Origin of the sequence: Allolucifera butyrica (assembly GCF_900476375.1) — a bacterium.
Classification (GTDB): Bacteria; Bacillota; Negativicutes; order Sporomusales; family UPPP01; genus Lucifera; species Lucifera butyrica.
Map to the genome: position 1 here is coordinate 29399 of NZ_UPPP01000061.1, position 13340 is coordinate 42738.

Here is a 13340-nt window from a genome sequence, read left to right on the forward strand (position 1 = left end):
AAAGTATATTCTATTTCCCATTTTTCATGCCTGGATACGGGATTGCAAAATTTGGGCTAATTGCAAGGGTATGGAAAAAGTACCTAGTTCTTCCGGAAGACGACCGGGAATTCCATGAAAATCCGAACCACCGGTAACGAGCAGTTTGGAACGAAGGGCCAAATTCAAATATTTTTGCGTAGTGACGGAATCATGTTTAGGATGATATACTTCCAGGCCCTGGATTCCGGCTGTCATCATTTCTTTGACAACCATGTCGTCGCCGATCAACCCCGGATGAGCTAATACGGGAATTCCGCCGGCCTTTTTTATGAGCTGAATCGCCTTAGCGGGATTCAATTTATAGTGGGGAACGTAAGCAGGCGCGTTTTTTTCCAGCAAGGCCGTAAAGACGTCCTGGGTGGTACCAAAATAGCCTTTCTCCAGTAACGCTTTGGCTATATGAGGACGACCGATGGCTACGGACTGGCCGGCTATTTCTTTTACCCGTTCATATTGAACTGCATAACCCAGTTGATTTAAGATTTCCACCATCCTCAGGGCCCGTTGCCGGCGGCCGCGAAGAATGGATTCCAGCTCTGAAAGCAGTTCCGCATTATCAATATCAATAAAATAACCAAGAATATGGACTTCATGCGTAGGCAAATCCGTATTCAGTTCGATTCCGGGAATTACCGACAAGGATTTGGCATAAGACGGACAACTGCTATTTAATTCCTTAATACCTGCCACCGTATCATGGTCGGTTATTGCAATGCAGGTGAGGCCTGCATTTATGGCGGCGTTTATTGTTTCGGCCGGAGAAAGTCGTCCATCCGAAGCCGTTGTGTGAATATGCAGATCCGCAATCATGAAGCGCTCATATCCCGGGCTAACTGAACTAAGGTCCGGACAGCAACCCCGGTCGCACCTTTTACCTGATAGCCCTGATTTTTGTCACTGGTTACCGTTCCGGCAATATCAATATGAACCCAGGGAAGGTTGTCGACAAATTGGCTAATAAAAATCCCAGCTGTGATCGCACCGGCCGGCCGGCCGCCGGAATTTTTCATATCGGCAATCGAACTTTTGATTTGTTCCTTGTATTCTTCATAATTAGGTAACTGCCACATTTTTTCACCTGCTGCCGCCGCCGCCTGCATTAATTTTTTGCACCATCCTTTATTATTCGTGATAATACCGGATACGATGGTACCCAAGGCAATTACACAGGCACCGGTCAGCGTCGCAACATCAATCAGCTGGGTTGCGCCAAGTTTTCGCGCATAGGTTATAGCGTCGGCCAAGATCAGTCTCCCTTCGGCATCGGTGGAAATAATCTCGATTGTTTTTCCGGCCATCGAGGTAATAACATCACCCGGTTTAAAGGCCGTTCCGGAAGGCATATTCTCTGTACAGGGAATAATCGCCATAATATTTATTTTAAGTTTTAACCGGGCAATAGCCGCCATGGCATACATTACCGCGGCACCGCCGGCCATATCATCTTTCATTTCCTGCATTCCCTCACTGGGCTTAAGGGAAATGCCACCGCTGTCAAAGGTAATTCCCTTGCCGACTAAAGCGGCGATTTCCTTACTTTGCCGGTCTCCCCAATATTGCAAAATAATCATTTGGGGAGGCTCCTGGGAGCCTTGCGCCACAGCCAGCAAGGCATGCATTTTTTGCTTGATCATTTCGGCCTTGTCGAGAACCGTCAGTAACACCCCTTCTTGTTTGGCAATTGCCGCAGCATATTCGGCCATCCGGGAAGGAGTCATATACGAAGAGGGATGATTGACTAAATCGCGGGCACCGTTTACGTTTTCGGCAATGATTTTGCCTGTTTTACACCCTTGTTCCAGCGCGGCGATTCTATCGGTATCGTGACTTATAAGGATGATTTTTTTTACAGCCGGGCTCGAATCAGTCTCTGTTTTATATTGATTAAATTGATACGAGCCCAATATAATTCCTTCAACGATTGTTTGAGCGGTTGTAGCGGGCGCATATTTTTCCAGCGCAGGATGAGCGGTCAAAAAGCTGATAGAAGTTGCGTTTAATTTTTGAGCCGTTTGCACGGCAGTACCGCAAACAGAACGCAGCCGGTCCATTGTAAACCGTTTTTCTTCACCGGCGCCCGCTAAGATGATCTGTTTGGCTCCAAGCTTATTTCCCGTAGGAAGAACTGTAATCTCATTCAATTTACTGCATTGCGGCTGATCTTGAATGATAGTTTGGATATAGGCTGCCATTTCCGGCCCCACTTGCTTGGTCCAAAATTCCGGTTCCGTTTTTTGTTCGAAGAGCGTTAAAATTAATGCATCACATACAAGTTTGGCCGCTGAGCCACAAACTACTTCAATTTCCATAAAAACACCTCTTTAGGTAGTAGTATTATCCGGAATTTTTAATTGAAACAGTAAAACCTGTTCATACGAACAGGTTTTTTTACAGTAACAGAAAGTATAACTTTTCGGGATATTCTTATACAAGCCGTTTTTCGCGAAATACCGAAAAGTAAAATACTTTCTTCCTGCTTAAAGATTACTTATCGCGGTTGAACAATTAACTTAATGGCGGTTCGTTCTTCCCCATCAATCATGATATCGGTAAAGGCAGGGATGCATATCAAGTCTACACCGTGAGGAGCTACAAATCCTCTTGCAATTGCTACCGCTTTCACTGCTTGGTTAAGGGCGCCGGCGCCAATGGCCTGCATTTCAGCACCACCACGCTCTCTAAGCACTCCAGCCAAAGCACCTGCTACAGAATTAGGATTGGATTTTGCTGATACCTTTAAGACTTCCATGTTATTTTGTACCCTCCTTTAATAAAAACAACCTTAAGTCCTATGGTATCATATTCTTTATTCACCAAAAAATTCCTTTTTTACGTCTCCAAAATTTCAAATAATTATATAAATTTATATAACCAGGAATTTCAAAGAAAATCCTGGTTATAAACGTTTTTTTAATTTATTTATTGAATACAAGAACGCGACCGTCTTCCCGGATACCAATCAGTCCGTGGCCGGTACGTTTCTTTTTTAAGTTCTCCAGCATATCGTCAATTAACTCTTCCTGGAGCATGAGGTCTTCTTCCTGCATCGTATCATTTTGGTCGCTCATTAAACGCTCCCGGAAGCCGTCACGCAGGAGGGCAATGATTAGAGCAATTTCGCCTTTGGACAAGGTATGTACATCTCTTTTAATTGTGAGCATGGCGATTTGTTCATAAGCATCGGTCAAAATTACATCGGTAATGTCCGGATGGATATTTTGCAGCATATGATAAGCGGCAATACTGTCAATAATGCACTGTTTGGCAGTTTTAATTTCCGCATTCCAGGAAATGCCGGAAAGCATAAAGGTTAGTTTAATTGAATTATTATCAGGGTCAAAACTGACTGTGCCAATTTCCGGGTATCGTACCAGGATTGAAATTAATAAGTTTACTCCATCTGATATTTGGTCGTCGTCTTGCATATATTTCGGCATAGGTTTCACTCCAATTTACTAAGCTCACATAAATATTTATGATCTTATTCTCTTAAGCGGGGAGTAATTCCTCTTTTAAATTATTGGAAAATGAAAAGCGGTCTTGTCTAAGACCGCTTTTACTTTATTATTTATTTTGCGTAATCCACAGCCCGGGTTTCCCGAATAATCGTAACCTTTATCTGGCCGGGATACTCCAGTTCACTTTCAATTTTTTTGACAATATCCCTAACTAAGCGAATCGAACCTAAATCATCCACTTTATCCGGTTTAACCATAATGCGAATTTCCCGACCCGCCTGGATAGCAAACGATTTATCTACACCATCAAACGACTCGGCAATTTCTTCCAATCGTGTCAATCTTTTCAAATAACTCTCAAGAGTTTCTCTCCGAGCTCCCGGACGGGCGGCTGAAACTGCATCTGCTGCAGCTACCAGCACGGCCTGAATTGTTTTTGGTTCTTCATCTCCGTGATGCGCCGCAATTGCATTAATAATTTCCGATGTTTCCCGGTACTTTTTGGCTAAATCGGCTCCGATCGTCACATGGGGACCTTCCACCTCATGGTCAACAGCCTTGCCGATATCGTGCAACAAACCGGCCCGTTTCGCCATCATAACATCAATACCAAGTTCAGCGGCCATAACACCAGCCAAGTGAGCTACTTCAATGGAATGCTTTAATACGTTTTGACCATAGCTTGTACGGTATTTTAAGCGTCCTAACAGTTTTATCAGTTCAGGATGCAACCCGTGCACGCCTGTTTCGAATGTAGCTTGTTCACCGGCCTCTTTAATTTTTTGTTCGACTTCTTTCTGCGCCTTTTCCACCATTTCTTCAATTCGGGCCGGGTGGATCCGTCCGTCGGTAATTAGTTTTTCCAGGGCAATTCTGGCCACTTCCCGTCGGACCGGGTCAAAACCGGACAAAATCACGGCTTCCGGTGTATCATCAATAATTAGATCAATTCCTGTTAAAGTTTCTAATGTCCGAATATTCCGACCTTCCCGCCCAATAATACGGCCTTTCATTTCATCATTTGGCAGAGCGACAACGGATACGGTTGTCTCGGCAACGTGGTCAGCGGCGCAACGCTGAATCGCCTGAGAAATGATTTCACGAGCCCTTTTATCGGATTCTTCCTTGGCCTGCTGTTCTATGTCTTTAATTAACATAGCTGTTTCGTGTTTTATTTCTTCTTCTACACTGGCTAATAAAAGGTTGCGGGCTTCTTCCGAAGTTAAACCGGACAGGCGCTCCAGTTCTATTTGTTGTTTGGCATACAAATCGTTAATTTTTTCTTGACTTTTATCTAACTCAGTCTCTTTACGACTAAGAATCTCTTCTTTTTTCTCAAGAGAATCGATTTTTCGGTCAAGGTTTTCTTCCTTTTGCACCAAACGACGCTCCAACCGCTGCAGCTCGCTGCGACGTTCTTTAATTTCCCGTTCCAACTCGCTTCGCAGTCGATGAATTTCCTCTTTTGCTTCCAAAAGTGCTTCTTTTTTCTTTGCCTCTGCGGTTTTTTCCGCGTCTTCTATCACTTTTCTGGCAGCATTTTCTGCTGTTGCAATCTTAGCTTCAGCAATGTTTTTCCGTATCCAATAACCGAGTCCAAATCCCAAAAGACCAACAATAACAGCTGTCAGAACGATTTCAAGTATTACGATAATATTCCACCTCCTTTTTCCTATCAATATTAAGGGTAAAGCCGAGTATATAACTCGGCTTTTAAAAGTTCCTACTGATGCTCCCCTACAGCATTCAGGTTCTCTTAAAAGTTACACGACTGGTTACTTTAATTGTAAAGGTTTTTCAACAGAGTGTCAAGCTGGCACCTTCATCACGGGGATTATTCCTGCCCCGCTGACGGCAGTTCTTCCAGTATCGCATTAATTGTATGCTGTGAAAAACCTTTTGTATATAAGAAACGTGCAACTTTAGTTTGAATTTCGTAATTACTGACGGGTTTAGCGGTAATGTATTTTTGGATTAAATTCTGCGCTTTTTTTAATTCTCCCGCATAATCAAAACTGTTTATGACATTCTGAATTACCGGGCCGGGTAATCCGCGGCGTTTGAGTTTATCCACAATTGCCCGAATTCCGTACTTCTTTGAAGTGCTGTATTTATGCAATAATAAATCACATAAAGCAGCATCATTTAAATAGCCGTATTCACGTAACCGGGAAATTACCGCCATGACGGTCGCTCCGTCCACGTTCTTGCGCTTTAACTGCAAGGCGACTTCGGCTTCGCTACAGGACCGGCGGGACAGCATTGTTAACGCGAGTTGAAAAACATCCTGCTCATTCAACGGCAATTTCATCCGGAACTAAAGGTATTTTTGCGGTTCCGGCCATTAATTCTTCCCGGATTTTGGTCTCAATTTCAGCGGCGGTCTGCGGATTATCTTTCAGGAATTCTTTGGTATTTTCCTTCCCTTGTCCCAGCCGGACATCCCCGTAGGAATACCAAGTACCGCTTTTGCTGATGATTTCCAGGCTGGTGCCAACATCAACCAGACTGCCCTCCCGTGAAATTCCCTCGCCGTACATAATATCAAACTCCGCTTGCTTAAAGGGGGGAGCAATTTTATTTTTCACTACTTTGACTTTGGTGCGGCTGCCGACAACATCATTACCCTGTTTAAGGGTTTCCGCTTTTCTTACTTCCAGACGGACCGACGAATAAAATTTTAAGGCCCGTCCGCCGGTGGTTGTTTCGGGGTTGCCGAACATAACGCCGACTTTTTCGCGAATTTGGTTAATAAATATAGTAGTAGTACGGGATTTACTGATTATACCGGTCAATTTCCGCAATGCCTGGGACATAAGCCGGGCTTGCAGGCCAACATGGGCATCACCCATCTCGCCCTCTATTTCCGCCCGGGGAACCAGAGCGGCCACCGAGTCTATAACAATAACGTCAATGGCATTACTGCGAACCAATGCTTCGGCAATATCCAGAGCCTGCTCCCCGTTATCCGGCTGGGAAATTAACAAATTATCAATATCGACACCCAGTTTCTTGGCATAAAGAGGGTCCAGAGCATGCTCGGCATCAATAAAAGCAGCAATGCCTCCCAATTTTTGGGCCTCGGCAATAATATGTAAGGCCACGGTGGTTTTTCCGGATGATTCGTGTCCGTAGATTTCCACCACCCTGCCACGGGGTACGCCGCCTACTCCCAGGGCAATATCCAGCGGGAGACAACCGGTGGGAATGATCTCTATATTCATTTTTTCGGCAGCTTCGCCAAGTCTCATAATGGATCCTTTGCCAAAATCCTTTTCAATCTGACGCATGGCATTTTGCAATGCCGTTAGCTTGTCCAATTTCAATCCTCCCCTACGCTTCCTTCTATCCATATTTTACAAACATTTGTTCGTAAAGTCAAGAAAAAGTAAACGGCTAGCGGCCCCGGGCCGGTTCCACATTAATTCGGTAGCCTTTTATTGTATTTTTATGCATTACGGATAGCACGCGTTCGGCAAGGTCCTCCGGAACCTCAACAAAGGTAAACTTTTCATAAATATTAATAACACCAATCACATTACCGGGGACATCCGCCTCTTCCGCGATAGCCCGGACAATATCTTCCGGCCTTATCTTCTGGGCCCGGCCTGCATTGATAAATAAACGGACCATTCCCCTTTCCGCGCCAGTATTACCAAACGTAAATGCTTTTTCATCCAAAACAATTTCCTTATTGCCCGTTAATCCTTCCTGAAACAGTTTAAGGGCTGCCGCCGCAATATCCACCGCGTCATATTCATCCACCAACTCCGATATAATCGGATGATAATCAGTAAAGTTTCCCTGGGCAATGGTTTGGATCAGGTGATTTTTGATAAATTCCCGCTGACGGTCCAGGATATCGGCCGGAGAAGGCAATTGGCGGCGAACAATACGGGTTTTGGCTACTTTTTCAATTATTTTCAGCTGCCGGTATTCCCGGGGACCAATAAAGGTGATGGCGACTCCCTTTTTGCCGGCTCTCCCTGTGCGGCCGATCCGGTGAACATACGATTCCGGGTCCTGCGGAATATCATAATTAATAACATGGGTAATATGCTCAATATCCAAGCCCCGGGCTGCGACATCGGTAGCAATCAGAATTTCCAGTTTACCGTCCCGGAATTTTTTCATTACCCGGTCCCGCTGAGCCTGGCTTAAGTCACCGTGCAAGCCGTCGGCCATATAACCCCGGCCTTGCAATGTTGCGACCAAATCATCGACGCCTTTTTTGGTACGGCAGAAAATAATAGTCCGTTCCGCCGTTTCAACATCCAGCACCCGACATAATCCGTTAATCTTATCGCGGGTCTCATAATAAAACTGATCAATTAGCGGCACCGTAAGCTGTTCTTTATTGATCGTTATGGTAACAGGATTTTTCATGTATTTTTCGGCCAGATTGATGATTGCCTGCGGCATGGTAGCGGAAAAAAGCAATGTTTGCCGGTCCGTGGGGATATTTTGAAAAATCGTTTCGATATCCTCTATAAAACCCATATCCAGCATTTCATCGGCTTCATCCAGTATTAGCATTTTTACGGCATTGAGTTTGATTGTGTTGCGCCGGATATGGTCCAGCAACCGTCCCGGTGTTCCGATTACAACCTGAACGCCGAAGCGCAGGGCGCGGATTTGCCTGTCAATAGATTGGCCGCCATAAATCGGCAGGGTCTTAACCCGCCGGAATTTGCCGATTTTAGCGATTTCTTCCGACACTTGAATCGCCAATTCCCGGGTCGGTGTGAGAATCAAAGCCTGAATCTGGCGCTGGTCCGTAATACGCTCCATAATGGGAATGCCAAAGGCAGCGGTTTTTCCGGTACCGGTTTGAGCTTGGCCAATTACATCATTTCCTTCTATGACTAACGGGATTGTTTGACTTTGTATGGGTGACGGCTCTTCGAACCCCATTTCTGTTATCGAGGCAAGCGTTTTTTTGCTTAAGGGAATCGTACCAAAATATCCATTTTCTTTCAAAATATTTCCTCCTCTATTCTATAATGATAGTAGATATTCTCTGATGTGGAATAATGCGGCTTTGGCGGTGCGGTTCTTGATTTCCTTGCGTTGGCCGGTAAAGTTATACTGGAAATAGCGTGGTCCGCGGGAACCGTCCACGGCAATAAACACCAGCCCCACCGGTTTATCGGCCGTAGCACCGCCGGGACCGGCGATTCCGGTAATACCAACGCCAATATGGGTACCCAGTCGCTTCCTGACGCCGCAGGCCATGGCCGTGGCTGTCTCGGCACTTACGGCGCCCTGACTGGCGAGGATTTGTTCCGAAACGTCGAGAAATTTATTTTTTATCTCATTGCTATACGAAACAATCGAACCCATGAGATAGGCTGAACTGCCGGGAACATCGGTGAGCCGGCTGGTTGCCAGGCCTCCCGTACAGGATTCCGCCAAAGCAATGGTTAGTTTTTTACTTTGTAAGATCTGTCCTACAGCATTTTCCAGAGTCTCATCATTAACTCCAAACAGGTAAGGCGCAATGGCCGGCATCATTTTCGACTCAACTTCGCCAATTAACCGGTTCGCTTCTTCCGTGTTGCCCGCCTTTGCCGTTAGTCTGATATGGATTTCCCCCTCCCTGGCCAGTAAGGCGATGGTCGGATTGTTTTGCTCTAGAATCTGGTCTTTGATTTTTTCTTCCAGGGAGGATTCGCCGATTCCATAGGTGCGAAGCACTTTGGAAATTATGACCCCCTGGCTGCCGAAGCGTTCTTGAAGATAGGCCTGAATCCGGTTTTCAAACATCCAATTTAATTCATGCGGCGGTCCCGGTAAATTGATAATTATTTTATTATCTGCCTCCGTGATGACTCCCGGAGCGGTACCCCGCTCATTGTCAACCACGATAGCCCCCTTAGGCATCATCGCCTGACGCAAATTATTATCCGGCATGGTCATGTGCCGTTTCGCAAAATAATTTTGGATGCGGCTGACACTGGGTTCATGCAAAAACAGGGGACGGTCCAGAACTAGGGCGGTTACTTCTTTGGTTATATCACCCTGGGTGGGGCCCAGGCCGCCGGATGTAATAACAATATCGGCCCTGGACAGTGCCGTTTTCATAACATTACGCATTCGTTCCCGATTATCACCTACCGTAGTTTGATAGAGTACACTAAAGCCGATTTCATTTAATTTTTGCGCTAAATACGGCGCATTGGTATTGATAATTTGTCCTAATAACAATTCCGTGCCGGTAGTAATGATTTCAACGATCATTTTCATTAATCCCTCCTTAACCAATACGTTATACTTGTTATATCTTTTTTCATAAAGAAAATAGTAGTCTATGGCTCTACTATTTTCAGTGTTTTACCATTTGAAATTATTCACGATATTCGCTCCGCCAATAAATCATAGGTAAACCCCTGCACAATTTTAACGCGAATAAATTCTCCCGGTTGACTTTCCGCCGTATTTTCAATAAAAATACGGCCGTCCACATCCGGCGCCTCCCGGTAGGAGCGGCCAAATTTTACCGACGGCTGCTCCGGATTTGTCCCCTCGACCAGCACCTCGACGGTCTGGTCTTCAAGATTACGGTTTAATTCCTCCGATATCCGGCATTGCCAGGACATTAAGTCATGGTAACGTTCCTGCTTAACCTCTTCCGGAATCTGATTCTGCATTGAGCCGGCTACCGTTTCCTCTTCCTGGGAATAAGTAAAAATACCAACCCGGTCAAATTTTTGCCTGTCCATGAACTTTTTTAAAAACTGAAAATGCGCTTCCGTTTCTCCCGGAAACCCGACAATAAATGAGGTGCGGATGGCTACACCGGGTATATTTCGCCGCAGCTTACCGAGAAGAATTTCGATATCCTGCAGGGAGTCATGACGGCCCATGGCCTGGAGAATCTCGTCATGAGCATGCTGCAACGGCAGATCAATGTATTTGCACAGTTTATCTTCCGTTGCGATCAACTGAATTAATTCATCGTTAAAATATTTAGGATAACAATATAATAAGCGGATCCAATGAAGCTCTTCGATTTTTACGAGTTCCCGTAAGAGATCGACTAATCTGGCGGTTCCGTAAATATCGCGGCCAAAGCTGGTTGTATCCTGGGCAATCAAATTGATTTCCCGGATACCGCGTTTAGCCAGCATAGAAGCTTCTGCAACCACGGATTCAATGGTCCGGCTGCGGAAGTGCCCTCTAACCTTGGGAATAATACAATAAGAACAGCAATTATTGCAGCCCTCGGCGATTTTAATATAAGCACTGTAAAAAGGCGTCGTATTAATGCGCGGCATCTTTTCATCGTAAATTGTATCCACCGTGCCGGTTAATAACACCCGTTCACCGGCTAAGACCGCATTGACGGCTTCCATAATCCGGTGCCAGGAGCCGGTACCGATAATTGCATCCACTTCCGGCAATTCATCCAGTAACTCCTGGTTATAGCGCTGGCCTAAACAGCCTGCAACAATCAGGCCCCGGCAAACGCCATTGGTTTTATAGTCCGCCATTTGCAAAATGGTGGAGATAGATTCTTCTTTCGCCGAGTCAATAAAGCAGCACGTATTTACAATCAAAATGTCCGCTTTGGCCGGTTCATCCGTGAGCATAATATGATTATCGGCCAAAATACCTAACATAACTTCTGTATCAACCAGGTTTTTTGCACAACCTAGGCTGACAAATCCAGCCCTGATCATTAATTCCACCTCAAAGTTTTTTTATAAGTATAGGAGTCGTTTTCTATTTCATATTCAGCCGTACGGTCTGTACCCATTTGTCCAATAACTGGTGCTCCCGGGCATCGCCAAGATTTTTCTTTTCCAGGAGGACAATTTTTTTGCCGGCAAAAGATTTATACATATGCGTGGCAGGATTGGTTGGAACTACGTGATATTTACTTTTCAGTAAGGCAATTTGGGCCGGATCCGTAAGGAGCCATTCTAAAAATTGCCGTGCTTCGCGGTTATGCAAAGCTCCCTGAATTAATCCCGCACCAGTCAATAGATACGGTGATCCGTCCTGCGGATAAATAATCCTTACGGGAAAATCGTCGTCCAAATATTTTGTGGCCTCACTTAACGGGGCAATACCAATATCGGCTTCTCCCATACCGGCCATACGAACGGGAGTCGCTATGAATTTAGCATATTGTACGATCTGGGAGTGAATCTTTTTGAAATAATTTAAAGTTTCCTTTTCTCCCCGGGCCGAAACCAGAGCGTAAAGTATATTGGCCGATACATCACTGGCTAAAAAATCGGTGATCGCCAGTCTGGATTTCCCATTTGCCAAATCTGTCCATTTGCTGGGGACCGGGGAAGTATTCTTTAAATAATCCAGATTGACGGCAAAAACAATCGGGTCATACCAAAGGCCTGTCCAAAGATTAGTCGCATCGCGGAAGCGCTGCGGTATCAAATCTGTTTGTTCGGAATTATAGGCGGCAAGAACATGCAGCTTTTTTACCTGATCTAAGGTTGTCCTGTCGGCCAGGACAATATCGGCCTGCGGTTTATCCCGTTCCAATTCCAGTCGTTTTAAGAGGTCGCTTGTAGATAAAATTACGATATTTACCGGAATATTCGATTTTTGCTCATAGGTTTTTGCCAAGGCCGATGCTTGTTCAACCGGCAGGGTTGTATAAACAGTAATGGCGTTTTGGTTTTCCTGATTGAATTTATTGGCATAACCGGCTAGATAGGTGCCGCCGGCCAGCAAAAAGACCAATAAAAATACCGATATTAATATAAGGGGTAAATAGCGTCGCATAAAGGTCCTCCCTTAAAAACAGACTATCTATAACTATATCTTGTATTTGTTCGTTACGCAAGCAAAAATTCCTACTAAGAACATAATAAAAAGACCTGGTCATACCAAGTCTTTCCACAATGCTGCTATTTGTAAAGCAGAAACTGTCTTCGCAGGCGGTATTTAATTTACCAAGACTGGATATGAAGGCTGCAATTGTGGAAATCAATCAATAGGGTTTACAATTTTTTAAATAAAAATTCATAGCCTATATTAAAAAACCACTCCGTGCTGAATAAACGGAGTGGTTTTTCTTCCAAAATTCCGCGCCATAGACTGAAAGACCGCAGTTTCTAGCCGTTAACGGCAGAAGAATCGCCTTAACGCTCCGCCGTTATCACTTAACCTCCGCTTATGACAAGACGATCCTTCTGCCTGGATTGTTCGCCCAAGATGGTTTCCCTGCGCACCGAGCCCTGAGCCATGGACCGAAAGACCGCTTTAGCAGTCTTTCCTCTTATATGCCGGGTTCCATCATATTTTTTTCGTCCAGTTCACGGCTCTCCAGCGTGGTTTCGAAGCCCTGCGTATTATCATAAACGACTCCGCCGCAACTAGGACAGGTAACTTCCAATGCCTCCGCTTCATTTAACAAATCGGCATCAAATGTCACCGTTTCATGGCATACGGGACAGTTTACTTCGATTAAATCCTCGTCGGAGGAAGAATCGTAAGCTTCCTCATCGTAGCTTTCTTCGTCGTAAACTTCATTTTCCAAATCCGTTAAGTCCTCATCAATTTTCTCCACATATGTTTCCAAATCTTGCTGAGATAGGTAGATATTATTAAATTCATCCGCTAAGTCATCCAATACATCAATAATATTTAATAGTAATTTTCCTTCAGCTGAATGGTCGCTGACATTCAGCCCTTTGGTAAGTCCCTGTAAGTAGGCCACTCTTTCTTTAAAATTGCCCATAAATAAACCCCCCTTTTGCTATATTCTGCGCGATAATGGTAGGATCCCCAAAATTCGCAAAAACATAACCCGGAGGGTTTTTTCTTATAAGTTATAGTATGAGCCGAAAGACCGCGCAGCGGTTTTTC

At 44.9% G+C, this 13340-nt stretch carries 12 protein-coding genes; all 12 read right to left on the reverse strand.

Features of this window, described 5'->3' with window-relative positions:
• Positions 1-24: 24 nt before the first annotated feature.
• Positions 25-852: a PHP domain-containing protein gene (locus tag LUCIF_RS05950; protein ID WP_122626968.1), complete on the reverse strand. Its 828-nt coding sequence runs from the start codon at positions 850-852 to the stop codon at positions 25-27.
• Positions 849-2351 (reverse strand): leucyl aminopeptidase, encoded by a 1503-nt coding sequence (locus tag LUCIF_RS05955; RefSeq protein ID WP_122626969.1) that lies wholly within the window; start codon positions 2349-2351, stop codon positions 849-851. The genes LUCIF_RS05950 and LUCIF_RS05955 overlap by 4 nt, the downstream gene beginning before the upstream one ends.
• A 179-nt stretch (positions 2352-2530) precedes the next feature.
• Positions 2531-2791, reverse strand: coding sequence for a stage V sporulation protein S (locus LUCIF_RS05960; protein ID WP_122626970.1), 261 nt, complete (start codon positions 2789-2791; stop codon positions 2531-2533).
• A 166-nt stretch (positions 2792-2957) separates the two neighbouring features.
• Positions 2958-3479, reverse strand: a complete 522-nt coding sequence (locus LUCIF_RS05965; RefSeq protein ID WP_122626971.1) for a hypothetical protein — start codon at positions 3477-3479, stop codon at positions 2958-2960.
• Between the two features lie 131 nt (positions 3480-3610).
• Positions 3611-5146 carry a ribonuclease Y gene (rny, locus tag LUCIF_RS05970; protein ID WP_207857147.1) on the reverse strand — a complete coding sequence of 512 codons (1536 nt, stop codon included), beginning with the start codon at positions 5144-5146 and terminating at the stop codon, positions 3611-3613.
• Between the two features lie 188 nt (positions 5147-5334).
• Positions 5335-5811 carry a regulatory protein RecX gene (locus LUCIF_RS05975; RefSeq protein WP_122626972.1) on the reverse strand — a complete coding sequence of 159 codons (477 nt, stop codon included), beginning with the start codon at positions 5809-5811 and terminating at the stop codon, positions 5335-5337.
• A complete protein-coding gene (recA, locus tag LUCIF_RS05980) occupies positions 5792-6853 on the reverse strand; it encodes a recombinase RecA (protein ID WP_122626973.1) in 1062 nt (353 codons plus the stop codon). Before recA ends, LUCIF_RS05975 begins: the two co-directional genes overlap by 20 nt.
• Before the next feature lie 43 nt (positions 6854-6896).
• Positions 6897-8480, reverse strand: a complete 1584-nt coding sequence (locus LUCIF_RS05985) for a DEAD/DEAH box helicase (RefSeq protein WP_207857081.1) — start codon at positions 8478-8480, stop codon at positions 6897-6899.
• Positions 8481-8498: 18 nt separating this feature from the next.
• The gene (locus LUCIF_RS05990; RefSeq protein ID WP_207857083.1) at positions 8499-9746 is read right to left on the reverse strand and encodes a competence/damage-inducible protein A; all 1248 of its coding nucleotides are present in this window, start codon (positions 9744-9746) and stop codon (positions 8499-8501) included.
• Positions 9747-9850: 104 nt separating this feature from the next.
• Positions 9851-11182 carry a 30S ribosomal protein S12 methylthiotransferase RimO gene (gene rimO, locus LUCIF_RS05995; protein ID WP_122626974.1) on the reverse strand — a complete coding sequence of 444 codons (1332 nt, stop codon included), beginning with the start codon at positions 11180-11182 and terminating at the stop codon, positions 9851-9853.
• 43 nt (positions 11183-11225) lie between these two features.
• Positions 11226-12254, reverse strand: a complete 1029-nt coding sequence (locus LUCIF_RS06000) for an ABC transporter substrate-binding protein (RefSeq protein ID WP_122626975.1) — start codon at positions 12252-12254, stop codon at positions 11226-11228.
• Positions 12255-12750: 496 nt separating this feature from the next.
• Entirely contained in the window at positions 12751-13212 is a 462-nt protein-coding gene (locus LUCIF_RS06005; RefSeq protein WP_122626976.1) for a CD1247 N-terminal domain-containing protein, read from the reverse strand.
• Positions 13213-13340: the final 128 nt, after the last annotated feature.